This window comes from Stenotrophomonas sp. STK17_22 (genome assembly GCF_051983905.1).
Lineage (GTDB): Bacteria > Pseudomonadota > Gammaproteobacteria > Xanthomonadales > Xanthomonadaceae > Stenotrophomonas > Stenotrophomonas maltophilia_A.
In genome coordinates this window covers 3,549,707-3,569,824 of the sequence record NZ_CP197010.1, presented here as the reverse complement: position 1 = coordinate 3,569,824, position 20,118 = coordinate 3,549,707, and the positions used below count along the sequence as shown (strand labels likewise).

Genomic DNA, 20,118 nt, shown 5'->3' with positions numbered 1-20,118 from the left:
GGATCGGATTCTAACCAAAGCCACCGTAGTCTCGGTCGTTGGAGTCGCACTGAAAGAGATCGGAAGTTCGGTCACTGGGAAAAGCGCGTGCAGCGCTTCTCGGCCATGAAGAGGGAGGGGCGGGCGATGATGAAAGTCAAGGCGGCTCAGGGGCCGAACCGCGGCAGCGCCGTTGTCAGGATCTCGATCAGCCCATGCGGCTGCTCAGTGTGGAAAGGGTTGAGCTACTGGCGCATCTAGTGACTGCCACTTGGTGTCCTTCGGAGGTCGGGGAAAGACGGCGTGGTGCTGTTCTCGGAAAGCGCTTGCGCAGCAGATCGGCGCGCGGCAGCGCCAGCGAGGGCCTTATCAGCAGGGCCGACAGCGGCAGCCAGCGTTGGGGTATCTCGATGCGGCGCCCTTCGGCCAGCATGATCGCCAGGAACTGCAGCGCCGTCACGAGGACATCCGACCAGGTGAATGCAAAAATTGGCGTGTGAAGCTCTGGCGTTCGTATCAGAAAGGATTTCGGGGAAGGGGGGCGGCCGGAGGCGGAAGCGCGGCGTCCAGTTCCCAGCCCCTCAAGGTTGACAGTACCAGCGGCCAGAACTGACTAGCCCGGGCTTGCTGAAGCTCGAGCCGCTGCTTGGCTCGGGTGGGCATTCGACCGGCCCGGCGAGGTACCAGCGGCTCTGCAGAGACCACCGTATGTGTAGCGGGCAAGGCATTTGGTGTCGATCTGCCCGTCCCGTCGGTCTCCACCAGACCATCGAGGGCGGCCGCCAAGGTGGTGATAGGCACCAACCAGCTTCCGCCGAACTTCCTCAGGCCAGGGACGATGAGTCCTCTGGAAAGCTGATCTCGGGTCTGCTCATAGCCGCCCGCACCCGTACGGTTGAGCACGCGGGCCACGTCCTCGACGGTCAGCATCGCCTTGCCGGGGAACATTTCGCGCAGCACAGGCAGGATGCCGGTCATTGCCTTGGGAAAAAGTTGGGAAAAACCATCCTTGGAAAGACCTGTTTTTGCTTGGATTTAGTGGCGTGGAACAACAAAAAAGGTTGGGCAGCTTCCTGTCCAACCTCTTGATAAATAAAGCAAATTTAGTGGTGGAGCCAAGGAGGATCGAACTCCTGACCTCGTCATTGCGAACGACGCGCTCTCCCAGCTGAGCTATGGCCCCACGGCAGGGCTTCAGTCTAGCCAAGCGCCTGCCGCTTGCCAAGCCGATCAAAGGAATTCCATGTCGAGACGCGAGGCACATCAGCGGGTGACTGTGCCGAAACCGCTTGTTTCGCCGGGTTTGGGTGCCGTGCAACGAAATCGTAACAATTTGGGGGATAATGGCGGCTTGCGCAGTTATCCTCCTTTTTGCCGCCCGGCTCGCGCAGGCCGCACGGACGCCTCCCCAGAGCATTTCATGCCCTCCCATTCCGATTCCCGCCGCCTGTCGGGTATGTCGTCTTCCTTCGTTTCCTTCCGCCGCCATCCGCTGGCCCTGGCCTGTGCCGGCCTGGCCCTGGTCGGCAGCTTCGGTGCCGCCGCACAGGACAGCGCGCCGACCCCGACCGGCCTGGACACGATCACCGTGACCGCCGAACACCGTGAGCAGAACCTGCAGGAAGTGCCGGTCTCGGTGGGCGTGGTGCAGGGCGAGCGCATGCGCGACTTCACCGCCGGCGGCGACGACACCCTGCTGGCGCTGTCCGGCCGCGTGCCGAGCCTGTATGCGGAAACCACCACCGGCCGCATCTTCCCGCGCTTCTACATCCGTGGCCTGGGCAACATCGACTTCTACCTGGGTGCCTCGCAGCCGGTGTCGATCATCCAGGATGACGTGGTGCTGGAGCACGTGGTGCTGAAGTCGAACCCGGTCTATGACGTGGACCAGGTGGAAGTGCTGCGCGGCCCGCAGGGCTCGCTGTTCGGCCGCAACAGCACCGCGGGCATCATCAAGTTCGACACGCTGAAGCCGACCCAGGACTACACCGGCCGCGTCAGCGCCAGCTATGCGTCCTACAACAGCGTGTCGATCGACGGCGGCTTCGGTGGCCCGATCAACGACATCGCCTCGTTCCGCGTGTCGGCCCTGTACCAGCACCGCGACGACTACGTCGACAACACCTACAAGGGCCCGAGCGCCGACGGCACCGTCAGCCCGAAGAAGAACGCCATGGGCGGCTTCGATGACCGCAACGTGCGCGCGCAGCTGCTGCTGACCCCGAGCGACCAGTTCTCGATCCTGGCCTCGGCCCACGCCCGTGATTACGAAGGCACCTCAACCCTGTTCCTGCGCGGTGCGCTGACCAAGGGCTCGAACAAGACCGACGTGCCGCGCGACAAGGTCGCCTACGACGAAGCCGGCAATAACCCGCAGGCGTACAAGACCTATGGCGGTTCGGTGAAGGCGCGTTATGACTTCGGCGCGATCGACTTCACTTCGATCACCGCCTACGAAACCACCTCCGGTTACAGCCGTGGCGACACCGACGGCGGTGCCGCGGTGAACTTCCCGGTCAACGGCGTGCCGAACGGCTACGGCCAGTCGATGGGCCGCATCCGTGACCTGGACCAGTGGACCCAGGAATTCCGCCTGGCCAGCCATGACGACAGCGCCCTGCAGTGGCAGGCCGGTGCGTTCTACTTCAACGGCAGCGACACCACCGACTTCTACCAGCGTGCATGGTTCCTGCAGGGCGCGGCCCGCAACCCGAACAACTGGGTGCGCCTGCGCAACAAGAACACCTCGTGGGCCGGGTTCGGCCAGATCAGCTACGCCTTCACCGACAAGTTCACCGTCACTGCCGGCCTGCGCCAGACCAAGGACGAGAAGCACACCCGCCTGCTGAAGACGGCTGACACTGCCGCTGGCGTGGTCACCTACAAGGGCCGCACCGACGTCAAGATGTCCGACACCACGCCGAGCTGGGATCTGAGCGCGATGTATCAGATCACGCCGGACGTGAGCGTCTACGCAAAGGTCGCACGCGGCTTCCGCGGCCCGACCATCCAGGGCCGTTCGGCGGTGTTCAATGCCGACTTCACCACCGCTGATTCCGAGACAATCCTGTCCTGGGAAGCGGGCGTGAAGAGCAGCCTGTGGGACAACCGCCTGCGCCTGAACGCCACCGCGTTCACCTACACTGTCAACGACATCCAGCTCAACGGCAACGATTCGGACGGCAATGGCGTGCTGTTCAACGCCGACAAGGCCAAGGCCTACGGCTTTGAAGCGGACATGGAGCTGCGTCCGATCCCGAACCTGACCCTGAGCGCCGGCCTGAGCCTGCTGCACAGCGAGATCAAGGACAAGCGCGTCTACGCGCAGGTCTGCGGCCTCAACGGCCAGGTGGTGTGCACCGTCGGCGACCCGACCATCAAGGTCGGTGCCAACACCTTCGCGCAGATCGACGGCAACCCGCTGCCGAACGCGCCGAAGTACAACGTCAACCTCGCAGCACGCTACGATTTCCCGGTGAGCGACGCCGGCACCATGTTCGTCTCCACCGACTGGAACAAGCAGGGTTACACCAGCTTCGTGCTGTACGACAGCAAGGAGTTCAACTCCAAGGGTGACTTCGAGGGTGGCCTGAAGATCGGCTACTCGGGCAACTACGGTGCCTACGAAGTGGCGCTGTTCGCGCGCAACATCACCAACGAGAAGAACCTCAAGGGTGTGATCGAGAACTACATGGCCGCGGTCTACAACGAGCCGCGCACCGTCGGTGTCTCGCTGAACATGAACTGGTAAGCCCACCCCGTCGTGTAACGGAAACGGCGCTCATCGAGCGCCGTTTTTGTTGCTGGCCAGGCATCATCCGTGCTCAAGGCGTGGCGCTGACGCCCTTGCCCAGCGCTGCATCGGACGGCGCACTGGGGCCCAGCACCTGCAGCTGCATCGCCTCCATCCGCTCCAGTACCTTGCGCTGCTTGCCGTTGAGGCCGCGCGAGGTGATTGCGATGTGCTTGCGTGCAGCGTCCAACGGCGCGGGTTGGTAGTGCACCCTGAAGCGGCGCAGGGCGCAGCCCGTCAGCTTGTCGACCGGTGCGCAGTCGTTCGCGTTGAAATCGATATCGCCGTCGGCGGCAACAATGAAGGGGCTGAGCAGGATCTGCCCTTCGTGGGCAGTGAAGGCCAGTGGCGCGTGGGCCTTGGCGATGACCGCCTGGATGCGTACGGCAGGGATGTCTTCAGGGACGATCCTGTCATCCCAGTAGCCTTCGGTCGGGCGCGAGGTTTCATAGTTCTGGGTGCCCCATGCCACGCAGTTGCCGGAAGCCACGTGCACCGAGATGCAGACCTGCTGGGAGTGCTGATCGGTCAGGACGCCCGGTGGTACCCAGACCTTCTTCCAGGAATAGAAACGGTAGTCGACGTCGGCAAGGCGGGTGGCGCCGATGTCCTTCGATACTTCGTCCATGGTCCCCAGCGGCTTCAGCTTGGCCACGCGGGTGTTCAGGCGGTAGTTCTCCGCACCGTTCAGCAGATAGGTGCCCGGCGGAATCAGATGCACCTCGAACACGTCCATCAACACCGTCCGCTGCGGGCCGGTTTCCAGTTCGTTGGTGTTGAACAGTTGCACATAGCCTTGGGAGGGAATGTCCTTGTGCTGGAAGGACACCCGCGTCGAGAACCCGGGCAGGTCGGTCGAGCGGTTGCCCAGATGAAAGCCGGGGACCGGAGAGCCGACGCCTGGCCCGCCGTTGTGCACGACATACGGGGCCGGCACCAGCACGGCAACCAGACCATCGCGGGTGGCACCGTCAATGATGTCCACCAGCTTGGCTGTGTTCTCCTTTTCCTGTGCATAGGAAAGCGGTGCGGCCTGCCCAGCGCATGCCAGGACCAACGGGGTTAGCAGCAGTGCGCAGGCGGTCGCGATCTTGAGGGTCTGCATCGACGTCTCCTTGTCAGTACCGGCAAACCCTAGCACGGCCCCAGCAGGCCTGAGGTGCACGGCGCCGGCGTGGTCCGGCGCCTTGTGCCATCAACGTGTCGGCAGCAGCGCCTGCAACCGCGATTCCAGTTCCTGCTGGCGCCAGCCGGCCAGTGCTGCCGGCCATTGGCGGCGTTCCAGATAGCTTTCCAGATGCTTGCGGGAGGCCAGCACGCCATCCGGCAGGCCCAGCTCGCGGCTGCGCTCGGCCACCGCGTCTTGAAGCTTCTTCACCGCCTGCTTGTTGCTGTCGTTGGCGGGTAGCGCCAGCGGTGCCCCGGCCTCATCGGCCAGCGGTGTGGACAGCGCCTGCCAGACCGCGCCGGCAAGCTTGCGCGGTGCCTTCGGGAACTGCTCGAACAGCTTGCCCAGCGCAGCCTCGTCGGCCGGTGGCGTGCGCGCCAGGGTGGCGGCCAGTTCGTTGTCCAGGATCCAGCTTCGCGGGCGGTCGCTGTTGCGTGCCTGTACATCACGCCAGCGCAGCAGGCGCAGCAGGCGGTGCTGTGCGGCCGCGTCGAGGAACTGCGCCGAGCGCATCGCCAGATGCGGCCAGCGGTCTTCGTCATTGGCGACGCTGGCCAGCAGGCGCTCGCCATCGTCGTGCAGCCACTGCTGGCGGCCGAGTGCCTGCAGCTTGGCATCAATGGCGTCATGCAGCGCGAACAGGTGCTCGACGTCGTCGGCGGCATACTGCAGCTGCGACTCCGAAAGCGGGCGGCGCATCCAGTCCGAACGGGTTTCGCCCTTGGCCAGGGCGACGCCGGTGATTTCCGCCACCAGCTTCTGGTAGCCCATGCCGCCGCCGATGCCGGCCAGCGCAGCACCGATCTGGGTGTCGAACAGTGGTCGCGGCAGCACGCCGCACGCCCACTTGAAGGCGACCAGGTCTTCGCTGGCGCTGTGCATCACCTTGGTGATGGATTCATCGCCCAGCCACGGCGCCAGCGCCTCGGTCATGCCGGGAATCAGCGGGTCGATCAGCAGGATGTCCTGCCCGATCGCCATCTGCACCAGGGCCAGCTGCGGCCAGAAGGTGCGTTCACGGATGAATTCGGTGTCCAGGCCGATGCGGGTCGGGCGCTGCTGGAAGTACGCATCCAGCTCGGCGGGGGTGGTGATCCAGGTTGCCACGGGTCAGGGCCTACTACTCGGGTTTGCTCAGGCAGGGGAGAATAGCCTAACGTCGGTGCGCGTCCGTGCCGAAGGAGGCTCTGCTTGCGTTTTTCGTTGTCGCCCGTGCTGTGCACCGTCCTGGCCTTGGCCCTGGCCGGCTGCACGCCGTCGCCCCCCACGGCAACGGACCGGAGTGCCGGGGAACAGGCGCGCCCGTCCGCGGACGCAGACAGCGACGAGCGCCCGCAGGCCGGGCAGGGCAGCGTGACCATCGCCGGTGAGGATGCCGCCGAGGATGTACAGCAGTGGACGCCGCCGCGGGTGGACCGCCAGGGCCGCAGCCTGGCCCAGTTGCGCCGCGCCGCCGAGCAGGCGTTCGCCGAAGGACGGCTCTATGAGGATGCCGATGCCGCCATCCCGCTGTGGCTGGCGGTACAGGAAGAGGATCCGGATGACCGCCAGGCTCGCCAAGGCCTGCAGCGCGCCCGCCAGCGCCTGCAGCAGCAGGCGGATGCGTTGCTGGTGCGGCCGCTGAAGCAGCGCGAGGCGCTGGCCGAGGCCAGCCGCCAGGCGCTGGTGTTGCTGACGCTGGCGCCAAAGGACGAAAAGGTGCGTGCGCTGCAGGGACGGGTGGAGCTTGCCCAGCGTGTGGTGGCCTATAACCGCGCCGGCGAAGAGGACCTGCGCTCGGACCGGATCGGTGAAGACGGGGACGGGGCCATCGGCAACTTCCGTGAGGCACTGGCACTGGATGAGGACAACAGCCGCGCACGGCAGGGACTGGCCGCGGCCGAAAGTGGACTGATCCGCCGCGCCGAAGGCGCGGCACGCACGCGTGATTTCGCCAGCGCCGGCACCTGGCTGGCCGAAGCGAGCAAGGTGCGCGACTCGTCGCCCACCATCGCCGACGCGTTCGAGCGCATCGAGCAGATCCGTGCGGCGGCATTGCTGCAGCTGCGCGATGACGGCCTGCGCGACCTGTCCACGCCGCAGGGCCTGAAGCCGGCGCGCGAGAAACTGGCCGAGGCCCTGCGCATCGCCCTGCCGGGAGACGCGGTGGTGGCCCAGCTGCGTGAGCGTATCGACCTGGCCACCCACTACGGCAGCTTCCGCCCTGGACAGGTGTTCAGCGACGCCATGCGCGATGGCGGACGCGGGCCGCAGATGGTGGTGGTGCCGCATGGCGGTTTCCAGATGGGCGCCGGCGATGCCGAGCCGGGCTCGAGCGATGCCGAGCGACCATCGCACTATGTGCGCTTTGATCGAGGCTTTGCGATGGCGATCACCGAGGTCACGGTCAGCGATTTCCAGCGCTACGTGAAGGCGACCAATGCGCGCCCACGGGCGACGCGGCGCGGCCATTCGGTGGTCTATGACGAACGCAGCGGCAACTTCATCCGGCGCAGCGGCGTGGACTGGCGCTCGGATTACGACGGTGGCCGCGCGATGGCCAATTCGCCGGTGATGCACGTCAGCATCCGCGATGCCGAAAACTATGCGGCATGGTTGTCCGAGCAGACCGGGCGCAGCTACCGGTTGCCCAGTGAAGCAGAGTTCGAGTACGCGCTGCGCGGTGGCAGCAGTGGTCGCTACCCCTGGGGCGATGCCGGCACGCCGCCGCCGGGCAGCGGCAATTTCACCGGCAGCAAGGACGTGTCGCCGTCCGGGCGGCATTGGCACAACGCCTTCATCGGCTATGGCGATGGCTGGTGGGGGCCGGCACCGGTAGGGAGTTTCCAGGCCAATGCCTTCGGCCTGCACGACATGGGCGGCAATCTCAGCGAATGGGTGGCCGATTGCTGGCATGCCAGCTACCGGCGCGCGCCCTCCGATGGCGCCGCCTGGTTCAACCCGGGCTGCCGCGCACGGGTGATCCGGGGCGGCAACTGGGCCAATGCGCCGGAGCAGACCCGTGCCGCCTGGCGGCAATCCCAGGACTCGGATACCACCAACGCGCGCATCGGCTTCCGCCTGGTACGCGGCATCTGATCGGCGGCCGGCTTCACCCGTTGCTGGCATGGGCGCACTAAGATTGCGCCGTGCCCGCCGGCCGGCGGGGCCTGCTGGAAGCCGACCCGATGCGCAATGATCCCTTCTCCCGCTCGCCGCAAGGCCCGCAACGGCGCGGCCTGTTCGGCAACATCCGCTGGTGGGTGCTGTTGCTGGCCGCCGGCTATGCGGTCTTCTACTGGTTTTCCAACCGCACGGTGGATCCGTATACCGGCGAGAAGGTGATGATCGACAGCAGCCTGGATGCGCGGCAGGAGACCGCTTTGGGGCTGCAGGCCTACCAGCAGATCCTGTCGCAGGAACGGCCGATGGATCCCAATGCGCCGATCGCGCGCGATGTGCGCGACATCGCCCAGCGGCTGATTGCCAAGGTCGATGTGGTGGAGACCGCGCTGGCCCAGGAGCACGGCGTGCAGCCGGCGCATTTCGCGCGGGATTTCCAGTGGGAAGTGAATGTGATCCCGTCCGAGCAGGCCAACGCGTTCTGCCTCCCGGGCGGCAAGATGGCGGTCTACACCGGGCTGGTGCCGGTGGCGCGCACCCGCGATGCGATGGCGGTGGTGATGGGCCATGAGATTGCCCATGCGCTGCTGCGCCACGGTGCACAGCGGATGGCCCAGCAGAAGCTGACCCAGATCGGGCAGGTGGCCGGCGCCGCCAGCGGCATGGATGCACAGCAGCAACAGATGATGATGTCGGCAATGGGTTATGGGTATCTGCTGCCGTATGCGCGCAGCCACGAGACGCAGGCCGATGAAGTGGGGCTGATGCTGGCCGCAGCGGCGTGCTTCGATCCACGCGAGGCGGTGCCGCTGTGGCAGCGCATGAGCCAGGCCAGCGGTGGCCAGGCGCCGCCGGAATTCTCCTCGACCCATCCCAACCCGGGTACCCGCATCCAGAACCTGCAGGCGCTGATGCCGAAGGCACTCGAGTACCGGCAGAAGTTCTGCGAGCAGGCAAAGTAGAGGGTTGTTCGGCAGGGCTGCGCCCTGCACCTGCCGAAGCAACAGCAACAGCGTGCATTCCGTGGGATGGCGGGGTGGGTCCGGTTGCGGGGGCCGCTGCAAGTACGTCCATGTAAGCTCGGTCGCCGCTTGCTCGTGTGCGCAGTCCTGCGCACACGGCAAGACCGGGGTTGGGCGTCGTGCCCAACCCGCCCGAGGCATGCCTCGGGCCCATGCGGCTCACGCCCCCCGCAACCGGACCCACCCCGCCTTCGACAGATTCTCGCAATCTGTTCGCTCTTCTGTAGAGCCGAGCCATGCTCGGCTCAAATCGTTCCGATATCGAAATATTCGATTCCGATGGAGATTCATCCACGCATGCGTGGATCTACCGTGTCGACCAAGGTCGACAACTACCAACAGCCTCCGGAATCTGTCAGAGGCGGGGCGGTGTGGTTGTGCAGGACCGTTGGCGCCATGGATGGCGCCATCGAGCCCCCATGGTGAAGTGACCCCCGAGACTTGGACGGTGTCAGGCGGCCGATTGGGCCTGCTCCCGGTACTTTACCGGGCTCAGACCTTTCAGTTTCAGTTTGATGCGTTCTTCGTTGTAGTACTGGATGTATTCCACCAGCCCAGCCTCCAGACTCTCGAGGCTGTCAAAGCTGTTCAGGTAGAAGAACTCCGACTTCAGCGTTCCAAAGAAGCTCTCCATCGCCGCATTGTCCAGGCAGTTGCCGCGCCGGGACATGCTTTGCTTCAACGAGTGCTTTTCCAGTATATGCCGGTAGTTTTCATGCTGGTACTGCCAGCCCTGGTCGGAGTGGATCATCGGGCGCTCATCCGGGGAAAGCTTCTTGATGGCCTCCTCCAGCATTTGACCCACCAGATCAAATACGGGCCGACGCTTGATTTGATAAGCCACGATTTCGCCGTTGTAGAGGTCCATGATCGGCGACAGGTACAGCTTCATGCCCTGCACCTTGAACTCGGTCACGTCAGTCACCCACTTCTGGTTGGGCCGCTCGGCATGGAACTGGCGATTGAGGTCATTGCCAACCACAACATTGGCCGCCCCCTTGAAGGCCTGGTAGCGCTTCACACGCACCCGCGATTTCAGTCCCATCTCCCCCATCAGGCGCTGAACCCGCTTGTGATTGGTCCGATGACCCTGATTGGCTAATTCCAGCGTCACCGTGCGATAGCCATAGCGCCCTTGGCTTTGATCGTAGATTGCACGGATGCGCTCGCACAGGGCTGCCTCATCCTGATCCGGATGGGCCAGGACATGATTCTGGTAATAGAACGTACTGCGTGACAGCTCAGCTGCTTCGAGCAGAAGCGACAGCGTATGAACCTGCCTCAATCCTTGGACGGCTTGCGCTTTGCATCCTGCGCCGCCTGCTCTTCCCGGATCAAGGCATCGAGTTTTTTTAGGTAGTCGGTCTCCGCACGCAGATAGGCGACTTCCTTGAGCAGCTCATCGCGGCTCATATCCTCAGGTGGCTTGGACGAACGGGTCTTTTTCATCGGCTTTCGGGGCGGCGGCGGAGGGGGTGCCAACGCTTGGGCACCGCCTTGAGCATACAGGCGCCGCCATCGCCCCACCGCGCCGGCATCGCCAATTTGAAAGTAGGTGGTGGCCTCGCGCCCGGACAGGCCGTCCTGGCTCATCTTCTTCAGGACAGCCAGTTTGAACGGGAGGTCATAGGACCGGGCCTGGCGATGAAATCCCCGCCTCCCATGCAGCCGATAGGTCGCCACCCAGCGCCTGACCGTGGAGAACTCCAGGCCGTGGCGACGGGCAATGGCTTTGACCGATGTGGAGGTCTTGCAGGCCTCTTTGGCGACCTGCAGTTTGAAACGCGCGTCGTATTTGTTCATGTATCCCTCGGGGTTGGATCTAGAGTCCAACTCCCGGGGGTCACTTCATGGATGGGTTTACGGCGTGTCCTGCACAGCCACACCGCCCCGCCATCCCACGGAATACCAGCTTTGGCTGTTGCTTCGGCTGTTGCTTCGGCTGTTGCTGTTGCTTGAACGCTTCTGCAGGTGCAGGGCGCAGCCCTGCCGAACACCCCTTTACTTGACCTGCACGTCGATCACGCCGTCGCCAACGCGGGCCTGCAGGGCGTCACCCGGCTGCACCTGGTCGACGTGCCGCACCAGGGCACCATCGTCACTGCGGGTCAGGATGCTGTAGCCACGGGCCACGGTCGCCAGCGGGCTGACCGCTTCCAGCGAACGCGCCAATCCGCGCAAGCGCAGGGCATCGCGCTCCAGCAGACGCTGCATGGCCACCTGTGGGCGCCCGCGCAGGGCAGCCAGGCGGCGCTGCATCGCGTCGAGCTGGCGTTGCGGATGGTGCCCGCGCAGCACCGCCGCCGCATGGCGCAGGCGTGCGGCACGGCGTTCCTGCTGCTGGTTGAACGCGGCATGCAGGCGTCGGCCCAGATCGAGCTGGCGACGGCGCAGCAGGTCCAGCCGCGCCTGCGGGCTCTGTGCGTTCAGGCGCAGCAGGGCACGATCGGCGCGCTGCATCGCCTGCTGCATCGCATGCCGTTGCAGCTGCACCATGCGCGCTGCAGTCCGGCGCAGGCGCAGGGCCAGTTCGCGCTGGTCGGGTACCAGCAGCTCGGCCGCCACCGACGGCGTCGGTGCGCGCAGGTCGGCGGCAAAATCGCTGAGGCTGAAGTCGGTTTCGTGTCCCACCGCCGACACCACCGGGGTGCGGCTGGCGGCGATCGCTCGGGCCAGGGCTTCATCGTTGAAGGCCCACAGGTCTTCCAGCGAGCCGCCGCCGCGGGTCAGCAGGATCACGTCGTAGCGGCCACTGGCGTCGGCGGCCTGCAGCAGGCGGGTGATCTGCGCGGCGGCACTGCTGCCCTGGACCAGGGTCGGCAGCAGGTCCACTTCCAGCAGTGGGAAGCGGCGGCCGAGCACGCTCAGCACGTCGCGTACGGCGGCACCGGTGGGCGAGGTGATCACTGCCAGGCGCTGCACGTGCGCCGGCAGCGGCCGCTTGCGTGCCGGGTCGAAGAGGCCCTCGGCCTCCAGCCGTGCCTTCAGCTCCTCGAAGGCGCGGCGCAGCGCGCCTTCGCCGGCTTCTTCCATGTGGTCCAGCACCATCTGGTACTCGCCACGGGCGTCGTACAGGGTCACCTTGCCGCGCACCAGCACGCGCATGCCTTCGCGCGGCACGAACTTCAGGTATTGCGCCTTCATCCGGAACATTGCCGCGCGCAGCTGCGCACGTGCGTCCTTCAGGGTGAAATACAGGTGCCCGGAGGCAGGGCGCGCCACGCTGCCCAGTTCGGCCTCGACCCAGATCGCCGGGAAGCTGCCTTCCAGCAGGTCGCGGGCCAGGGTATTGAGCTGGCTGGGGGTGAGGATGTCGTTGTTGCGTGGCTGCATGGGAACGGCGTGCTGCGGGCGGAACGGGGGGCTCAGGATCGCACGTCAGCGCACCGTGTGCTGGCCCAGCGCCCACTGCACGTGTTCACGCACCAGCGGCGAGGGATCATCGATGCGGGTATGCAATGCGGCGAGCGCTTCGGCAGAGGACGGTGCGTTGCCCAGTGCCACGGCGATGTTGCGCAGCCAGCGTTCATGGCCACTGCGCCGGATCGGGCTGCCTTCGGTACGGCGCAGGAACTCGGCTTCATCCCAGGCGAACAGCTGGTCCAACCGCGCGGTATCGAGGTTGTTGCGCGCGCGGAAATCGGCTTCGTCGGTACGCTTGGCGAACTTGTTCCAGGGGCAGACCAGCTGGCAGTCATCACAGCCGTAGATGCGGTTGCCGATCAACGGCCGCATCTCTTCGGGAATGGCGCCGTCGTGCTCGATGGTCAGGTAGGAGATACAGCGCCGCGCGTCCAGCCGCTGCGGGCCGGTGATGGCCTGGGTCGGGCAGACATCGATGCAGCGCGTGCAGGTACCGCAGTGTGCTGTGGCCGCTGCATCGATCGGCAGCGGGATATCGATGTAGATCTCGCCGATGAAGAACCAGGAGCCGCCATGGCGGTCGATCAGGCAGGTGTGCTTGCCGATCCAGCCCAGGCCGGCATTGCGCGCCAGTGCGCGTTCCAGCACGGGGGCGGAATCGACGAATACGCGGTAGCCCAGCGGTGCCACTTCATCGTTGATCTGCGTGGCCAGCTTCTGCAGGCGGTTGCGCATCAGCTTGTGGTAGTCGCGACCCAAAGCGTAACGGGCCACGTAGGCGCGGCCCGGGTCGGCCAGGGTTGCCCAAGCTTCGGTGTCGTCCTTGTGGCTGTAGTCCATGCCCACCGAGATCACCCGCACGGTGCCGGGCAGCAGTTCGGCCGGGCGCGCGCGCAGGGTGCCGTGGCGCGCCATCCAGTCCATCGTGCCGTACAGGCCCTGGCCCAGCCAGTCGGCCAGGTGCGCTTCATCCTCGCCCAGCTCGACGCCGGCGATGCCACAGCGCTGGAAGCCATGCGCACGGGCGAGTTCGCGGATGCGCTGCACGGCCTGGGCCGGATCGACAGGGGCGGGGACGGGGGACATGTGCACCAGTATAAAATCCCCGCATGGCCAACCTTGCCGATCTGTTCGATTCCGCTGCCGCGCGCGCGCTTGATGCGCAGGCCTCGGCGCTGGCCGCCGAGGGCGGTTGGGGCCTGATGGCACAGGCCGGCCAGGCCGCCTGGCAGTGCCTGCTGCAGCATTGGCCGCAGGCGCAGCGGATCGGCGTGGTGGTTGGTGCGGGCAACAACGGCGGCGACGGCCATGTGCTGGCCCGCCATGCGTTGCAGGCCGGACGTGAGGTGACGGTGATCGCCTTGCCGGGGAAGCCACCGTCAACCGCGCTGGCACAGCGTGCAGCATCGGAATTCACATCCGACGGCGGCACCCTCACCGATTTCGACGGCGCGCTTCCCGAGGCCGATATCTGGGTCGATGCACTGTTCGGGCTGGGCTTCGATCGCGTGCCGGAGGGCGTGGCGCGGACGCTGATTGCCGCGCTCAACGCGCAGGCGGCACCGGTTCTGGCGCTGGACGTCCCCAGTGGCGTGGATGCCGACCGCGGCGCCGTACCGGGCGAGGCGGTGAGGGCGGCGCTGACCGTGCAGTTCATCGTGCCGCATCGCGGGCTGTACACCGGCGATGCGCTGGACCATTGCGGGCGGAAGGCGCTGGCGCCGCTGCAGCTACCCGCGGCCGCATGGCAGGGCGTGTCACCCGCTGCGCAGCTCTGGACGCAGGTGCGCCTGCCAGCCCTGCTGCCGCCGCGCCGCACCAATACCCACAAGGGCGAATCCGGGCACGTGCTGTGCGTCGGCGGCAACCATGGCAGCGGCGGCGCCATCGCGATGGCGGCCGAAGCCGCCTTGCGCGCGGGTGCTGGATTGCTGAGCCTGGGCACCCGCCGCGACCACGTTGGCCCGTTGCTGGCGCGGCTGCCCGAAGCCATGACCCATGCACTGGAAGATGGTGACGCGCTGCCGGCACTGCTGGACAAGGCCAGGGTGGTGGCGATCGGCCCCGGTCTGGGCCAGGACGAATGGGCGCGCGCACTGTTTGCGCGGGTGCTGGCCAGCGCCAGGCCACTGGTGGTCGATGCCGATGCACTGAACCTGCTGGCGCAGGATCCGCGCGCGCTGCCCGACGCCATCCTTACGCCACACCCGGGCGAGGCCGCGCGCCTGCTGGGTTGCCGCACGTCTGACATCCAGACCGATCGCTTCACCTGCGCACAGGCACTGGCCGAGCGCTTCCACGCCGTGGTGGTGCTGAAGGGCGCCGGCAGCATCGTCGCAGCGCCGGGGCAACGGCCACGACTGATCGCGGCTGGCAATCCCGGCATGGCCGTGGGTGGCATGGGAGACCTGCTGACAGGCATCATCGCCAGCCTGCGTGGGCAAGGCCTGGCCGCCTTCGATGCCGCCGCCGCTGGTGCGCTGTTGCATGCGCTTGCCGGCGACGTCGCTGCCGTCGACGGCGCGCGCGGCCTGCTTCCAACTGATCTGCTGTCGCCGCTGCGGCGACTGGCCAACCCGGAACTTTCTAGATGATCGATTTCTTCCTTGCCGACAGCGCTGCCACTGAACTGCTCGGGCAGTGGCTGGCCGCCACCCGACCGCCGCAGGCGCTGGTCGAACTGCGCGGCGACCTGGGCGCCGGCAAATCCACCACCGCCCGCGCACTGCTGCGCGCACTGGGCGTGCAGGGGGCGATCCGCAGCCCGACCTACACCCTGGTCGAGCGCTATCCGCTGGCCAGCGGTGGCGAGGCCTGGCATCTGGATCTGTACCGGATCGGCCAGGCCGGCGAGCTCGATTTTCTCGGGCTGGACGAGGGCAGCGCGGTGTTGTGGCTGGTGGAATGGCCGGAACGCGGCGCTGGCGCGCTGCCGCCGACCGACCTGGTGGTGGCGCTGGAGATCGAGGGGCAGGGGCGTCGCGTCCGTCTCACTGGAGCCAGCGACGTCGGACATGAATGGCTGGAACGGCTCCCCCAAGGGGCCGACTTGCAGGCCATTTCTGTCGGCTGACGAGAACAAACACCGGCAGGTTACGGATTATTAAGGAAAAAGGTGTTGCATTCCGTTCAGCGCGGTGATTGAATCCTGAGCCATGCGCCCGGGGAACCGTCTCATTGCCATCTGTGCCGCCGTCGGACTGAGTCTGGCGAGCGTCAGTGCGTGGGCCGGTGAAGTCCGTCAGGTCCTGCTGAATACCGGCGCCACCGGCACCCGTGCCGAGATCTCGCTGGTCGGCAGCGGCGGTTACAAGACCTTGTCGCTGGCCGGACCTAACCGCCTGGTGGTCGATTTCCCGGACTCCAGCGCCATACGCAACCTGAAGATGCCGGCTGCACAGGGCGTGGTCACGGCCGTGCGCACTGGACAGCCGGTGCCGGGTACCTTCCGTGTCGTTTTCGACCTCGCTGAATCCGTGGCGCCGTTCCGCCCGCAGATGCAGCGCGAGGGCAATGAATCCAAGCTGGTGATCGAATGGCCGGGCGATGGCCCGGCCGTGGCCGCCAGCCGCCCGCCAGCGACGCCGGCGGTGCAGCCGCAGGCACCGGTCAACACGCCCGCAGCGACGCCGGCCGAGAGCGCGCAGTCGCGCAACGACGCCGCGCGCGCCACCGCGCTGTTGACCGCGCAGGTACAGCAGCAGGCCAGCGCCGCCGCTGCCACACCGGCCACGCCGACCCCGGCCCCGTCCACTGCACCGGCCCAGGTCGCGGCAGCGGGTACGGCTGCCAGCAGCACGCCGTCCGCATCGCCGGCTGCGATCCTTGCCGGCCAGCGTACCGCCGCCGTGGTAACCACGCCGCCGGCCACAGCGCCTGCACCGGTTCCGACCACGGTGGTGCCACCGCGTCCGGCCATGCCCAGCGATGCCTCGCGCATCCGCATGCAGGCTGGCATGCGCCACCTGGTGGTGGCCATCGATCCGGGCCACGGCGGCCAGGACCCCGGTGCGATCGGCCCGACCGGCAAGCGCGAGAAGGATGTGACCCTGGCCGTAGCGCGTGAGCTGGCCCGCCAGGTCAACGCGACGCCGGGCCTGAAGGCCTACCTGACCCGCGACAGCGACGTGTTCATTCCGCTGCCGATGCGCGCGCAGAAGGCGCGTGCGAACAAGGCCGACATCTTCATTTCGATCCATGCCGATGCGGCGGAAAACCGTTCGGCCACGGGCTCATCGGTGTACGTGCTGTCGACCAAGGGCGCTTCTTCGCAGCGCGCCCGCTGGCTGGCGGACAAGGAAAACGCGGCCGACCTGGTCGGTGGCGTGCGCCTGCAGCAGACCGAAGGCACGCTCGCCAACGTGCTGCTGGATCTGGCCCAGAGCGGCTACATGAAGGCGTCCGAGGACGCGGCCGGCCATGTGCTGGGCGGCCTGAAGCGGATCGGCAACAACCACAAGCCGAACATCGAGCGCGCCAACTTCGCAGTGCTGCGCACCTCGGACATGCCGGCGATGCTGGTGGAGACCGCGTTCATCTCCAATCCGGATGAAGAGCGCCGCCTGATCGATCCGGCCTACCAGCGCAAGATCGCCGGGGCCGTGCTGGATGGTGTGCACACGTTCTTCAGCCGTCAGCCGCCGCCGGGCACGTTGTATGCCGCCCGGGCCCAGGCCGAGATCGACGCCGCCGGCACCATGGCCGGCGGCAGCAAGTAACCCGTCGAAGGCGGGTTACTGCTTTCTGTAGAGTCGAGCGGCGCTCGACTGGGCCTTCCCGGTAGCCCGTCAGTCGAGCATGGCTCGACTCTACCCTCGGCCGCTCCGTTATCATCCCCGCATGACGTCTGCTACCCATCCGCGCCCGATCCGGCCGTTGCCGGAGATCCTCATCAACCAGATCGCCGCTGGCGAAGTGGTCGAACGTCCCGCGTCGGTGGTCAAGGAGCTGGTCGAGAACGCGATCGATGCCGGCGCCAGCCGCGTTGATATCGATCTTGAGGAGGGCGGTGTCCGCCTGATCCGCATCCGCGACAACGGCAGTGGCATCGCGCCGGAACAGCTGCCGCTGGCGGTATCGCGCCACGCCACCAGCAAGATCGCCGATCTGGACGATCTTGAATCGGTGGCCACGCTCGGTTTCCGGGGTGAAGCGCTGCCATCGATCGCCTCGGTCAGCCGCTTCACCCTGTCCTCGCGTCGCGCACATGACGAACACGGTTCGGCGCTGCAGATCGAAGGCGGCAAGATCGGCGAAGTGACGCCGCGCGCGCATGCGCCGGGCACCACGGTGGAAGTGCGCGAGCTGTTCTACAACGTACCGGCGCGGCGCAAGTTCCTGCGCGCCGAGCGCACCGAGCTGGGCCATATCGAAGAATGGCTGCGTTCGCTGGCGCTGGCGCGGCCGGATGTCGAACTGCGTGTCTCGCACAACGGCAAGGCCTCGCGTCGCTACAAGCCGGGCGATCTGTATTCCGATGCGCGATTGGCCGAAACGCTGGGCGAGGATTTCGCCAACCAGGCCGTTCGCGTCGACCACAGCGGTGCCGGCCTGCGCCTGCACGGCTGGATCGCGCAGCCGCATTATTCGCGCGCCAGCGCCGACCAGCAGTACCTGTACGTCAACGGCCGCTCGGTGCGCGACCGCAGCGTCGCCCATGCGGTGAAGATGGCCTATGGCGATGTGCTGTATCACGGCCGCCAACCGGCCTACGTGCTGTTCCTGGAGCTTGACCCGACCCGCGTCGACGTCAACGTGCACCCGGCCAAGCACGAGGTGCGCTTCCGCGACTCGCGGCTGGTGCATGATTTTGTCTACCGCACGCTGAAGGATGCGCTGGCCGATACCCGCGCCGGCATGTCGGTGCAGGACATCGGCGCCGGCTCCGCGCATCCGGTGGATGCAGGCGCGGCATCGATGCTCTCCAGTGCAGGTGCCTCCGGTTTCGGTCTGGTACGCGGTGCCGCACCGGGTGCCGGTTCGAGTGGTGGCGGTGGTGGATTCTCGGGTTGGCGCCCGCAGCAACCGCTGGGATTGCAGGTGGCCGATGCACCGGCGGCTTATGCCGCGCTGTATGCCGCGCCGGCCGGCGCCGAACGCGGTGCTGCGCTGCCGCCGATGCCGACCGAGAACGGGCTGCCGGTCACCAGTGCCGACGCTGGCGTGCCACCGCTGGGCTACGCGATCGCGCAGCTGCATGGCATCTACATCCTGGCCGAGAACGCCGAAGGCCTGATCGTGGTCGACATGCATGCGGCACACGAACGCATCGGTTACGAGCGGCTGAAGAACGCGCACGATGGCATCGGCCTGCAGTCGCAGCCGTTGCTGGTGCCGATCACGCTGGCGGTGGGCGAGCGCGAAGCCGACACCGCCGAGAATGAAAGTGAAACCCTGGCCGCACTCGGCTTCGAAGTGACCCGTGCCGGTCCCGGTGCGCTGCACGTGCGCAGCATTCCGGCGCTGCTGGCGCATGCCGAACCGGAAGGCCTGCTGCGCGATGTGCTGACCGACCTGCGCGAACACGGCCAGAGCCGGCGCGTGGCCAGTGCACGCGACGAACTGCTGTCGACCATGGCCTGCCATGGCGCGGTGCGCGCCAACCGGCGCCTGACCGTGCCGGAAATGAACGCGCTGCTGCGCGACATGGAAATCACCGAGCGGTCCGGCCAGTGCAACCACGGCCGGCCGACCTGGGCCCGTTTTTCGCTGGCGGAGATCGACCGCTGGTTCCTGCGCGGACGTTGAGGGGAGCATCGATGCGTTATCGGGGAATGGGCGGCCTGCTGGCCGCTTTGGTGTTGGCCGCCTGCAGCCCGGCGACGCCGCCGGCACCGGCCTCGGCCGCGGAGGATCCGTCCTATGCCGCCGAGCAGCAGCAGTGGCGGGTGGCACGCTATCAGGACCTGACCCGGCCCGATGGCTGGACCGCGCTGGTCGGCCTGCACTGGCTGCAGAACAAATCCCACTTCGTCGGCAGCGGCGCGACCAATGGCATCCGCCTGGCGGTTGGGCCGGACAAGCTGGGCCTGCTGCGCCGTGAAGGCAGCCAATGGTGGTTCACGCCCGAAGCCGGCGTGGATGTCAGCCATGATGGCCAGCCGGTGCGCGGCCGCATCCGCATCGACACCGACAAGGATCCCCAGCCGACGCTGCTGGCGTTCGATGGCGGCAAAGGCCAGCTCAGCATCATCCGCCGCGGTCCGCGCGATGCGCTGCGGGTCAAGCACGCCGATGCGCCGGCACGTCGCGATTTCGGTGGGCTGGAGTACTGGCCGGGCGGCCCGGACTGGCAGGTGCAGGCGCGCTTCATCGCGCACCCGCCGGGCAAGACCCTGCCCATCGTCGACATCACCGGCCTGACCACCGAAATGCCCAATGCCGGCGCGGTCGAGTTCCAGCGCGATGGCCGCAGCTGGCGGCTGGAGGCGATCGGTGCGCCGGGGCAGCCGCTGTTCCTGATCTTTGCCGATCGCACCAGTGGCCGTGGCAGCTATCCGGCCGGTCGCTATCTGGATACCGATGCCCCCGCTGCCGATGGCACCGTGCGCATCGATTTCAACCATGCCTACAACCCACCGTGTGCGTTCACCGCCTACGCGACCTGCCCGTTGGCGCCACCGGAAAACCGGTTGGACCTGCGTGTGGAAGCGGGCGAGAAGGCCTACCACCTGCCTGAAGGAGAAGGCTGA

Annotated in this window: 15 protein-coding genes and 1 tRNA gene; 8 read left to right on the top strand and 8 right to left on the bottom strand. The window is 66.7% G+C overall.

Annotated elements, in window-relative coordinates; all coding sequences use genetic code 11:
• Positions 1-187 precede the first annotated feature (187 nt).
• The 3 genes from ACSYS9_RS16715 to ACSYS9_RS16705 all read right to left on the bottom strand — a co-directional run bounded on the left by ACSYS9_RS16715 (position 188) and on the right by ACSYS9_RS16705 (position 1,162).
• Positions 188-439 carry a hypothetical protein gene (locus ACSYS9_RS16715; RefSeq protein WP_177179538.1) on the bottom strand — a complete coding sequence of 84 codons (252 nt, stop codon included), beginning with the start codon at positions 437-439 and terminating at the stop codon, positions 188-190.
• 56 nt (positions 440-495) lie between these two features.
• Entirely contained in the window at positions 496-957 is a 462-nt protein-coding gene (locus ACSYS9_RS16710) for a hypothetical protein (RefSeq protein WP_071229690.1), read from the bottom strand.
• A 129-nt stretch (positions 958-1,086) separates the two neighbouring features.
• Positions 1,087-1,162: transfer RNA gene (locus ACSYS9_RS16705), tRNA-Ala, on the bottom strand.
• A gap of 237 nt (positions 1,163-1,399) precedes the next feature.
• Here ACSYS9_RS16705 and ACSYS9_RS16700 point away from each other — a divergent pair.
• Complete coding sequence (locus ACSYS9_RS16700; RefSeq protein WP_071229691.1) at positions 1,400-3,730, top strand: TonB-dependent receptor; 2,331 nt, start codon at positions 1,400-1,402, stop codon at positions 3,728-3,730.
• Positions 3,731-3,803: 73 nt separating this feature from the next.
• Here ACSYS9_RS16700 and ACSYS9_RS16695 read toward each other — a convergent pair whose 3' ends face one another.
• Both ACSYS9_RS16695 and rnd read right to left on the bottom strand, forming a co-directional pair.
• A complete protein-coding gene (locus ACSYS9_RS16695) occupies positions 3,804-4,877 on the bottom strand; it encodes a hypothetical protein (protein WP_032130293.1) in 1,074 nt (357 codons plus the stop codon).
• Between the two features lie 90 nt (positions 4,878-4,967).
• Positions 4,968-6,047 (bottom strand): ribonuclease D, encoded by a 1,080-nt coding sequence (gene rnd, locus ACSYS9_RS16690; protein ID WP_071229692.1) that lies wholly within the window; start codon positions 6,045-6,047, stop codon positions 4,968-4,970.
• A gap of 84 nt (positions 6,048-6,131) precedes the next feature.
• On the opposite strand from rnd, the gene ACSYS9_RS16685 reads away from it, so the two are divergent.
• On the top strand, positions 6,132-8,018 hold the full coding sequence (locus ACSYS9_RS16685) for a formylglycine-generating enzyme family protein (protein WP_071229693.1): 1,887 nt from the start codon (positions 6,132-6,134) through the stop codon (positions 8,016-8,018).
• 89 nt (positions 8,019-8,107) lie between these two features.
• Entirely contained in the window at positions 8,108-9,004 is an 897-nt protein-coding gene (locus ACSYS9_RS16680) for a M48 family metallopeptidase (protein ID WP_071229694.1), read from the top strand.
• Positions 9,005-9,515: 511 nt separating this feature from the next.
• Here the strand turns inward: ACSYS9_RS16680 and ACSYS9_RS16675 are convergent.
• From ACSYS9_RS16675 to queG, 3 genes are all read right to left on the bottom strand, one after another.
• Positions 9,516-10,867, bottom strand: a protein-coding gene (locus tag ACSYS9_RS16675) for an IS3 family transposase (protein WP_440568216.1) whose coding sequence is annotated in 2 segments (ribosomal slippage) — positions 9,516-10,420 and positions 10,420-10,867 — 1,353 coding nt in all. Because the reading frame shifts where the segments join, the coding sequence is not laid out codon by codon here.
• Positions 10,868-11,065: 198 nt separating this feature from the next.
• Positions 11,066-12,397 (bottom strand): exodeoxyribonuclease VII large subunit, encoded by a 1,332-nt coding sequence (xseA, locus tag ACSYS9_RS16670; protein WP_071229696.1) that lies wholly within the window; start codon positions 12,395-12,397, stop codon positions 11,066-11,068.
• Between the two features lie 45 nt (positions 12,398-12,442).
• On the bottom strand, positions 12,443-13,513 hold the full coding sequence (gene queG / locus ACSYS9_RS16665) for a tRNA epoxyqueuosine(34) reductase QueG (protein WP_071229697.1): 1,071 nt from the start codon (positions 13,511-13,513) through the stop codon (positions 12,443-12,445).
• Between the two features lie 23 nt (positions 13,514-13,536).
• Between queG and ACSYS9_RS16660 the strand changes: the two genes are divergently transcribed.
• The 5 genes from ACSYS9_RS16660 (at position 13,537) to ACSYS9_RS16640 (ending at position 20,118) form a co-directional block, all read left to right on the top strand.
• Positions 13,537-15,021: a bifunctional ADP-dependent NAD(P)H-hydrate dehydratase/NAD(P)H-hydrate epimerase gene (locus ACSYS9_RS16660; RefSeq protein WP_071229698.1), complete on the top strand. Its 1,485-nt coding sequence runs from the start codon at positions 13,537-13,539 to the stop codon at positions 15,019-15,021.
• Positions 15,018-15,500, top strand: a complete 483-nt coding sequence (tsaE, locus tag ACSYS9_RS16655) for a tRNA (adenosine(37)-N6)-threonylcarbamoyltransferase complex ATPase subunit type 1 TsaE (RefSeq protein ID WP_071229699.1) — start codon at positions 15,018-15,020, stop codon at positions 15,498-15,500. Before ACSYS9_RS16660 ends, tsaE begins: the two co-directional genes overlap by 4 nt.
• An 82-nt stretch (positions 15,501-15,582) precedes the next feature.
• Positions 15,583-17,145 (top strand): N-acetylmuramoyl-L-alanine amidase, encoded by a 1,563-nt coding sequence (locus ACSYS9_RS16650; RefSeq protein ID WP_071229700.1) that lies wholly within the window; start codon positions 15,583-15,585, stop codon positions 17,143-17,145.
• 121 nt (positions 17,146-17,266) lie between these two features.
• Entirely contained in the window at positions 17,267-19,174 is a 1,908-nt protein-coding gene (gene mutL, locus ACSYS9_RS16645; protein WP_071229701.1) for a DNA mismatch repair endonuclease MutL, read from the top strand.
• Positions 19,175-19,185: 11 nt separating this feature from the next.
• The gene (locus ACSYS9_RS16640) at positions 19,186-20,118 is read left to right on the top strand and encodes a DUF1684 domain-containing protein (RefSeq protein ID WP_071229702.1); all 933 of its coding nucleotides are present in this window, start codon (positions 19,186-19,188) and stop codon (positions 20,116-20,118) included.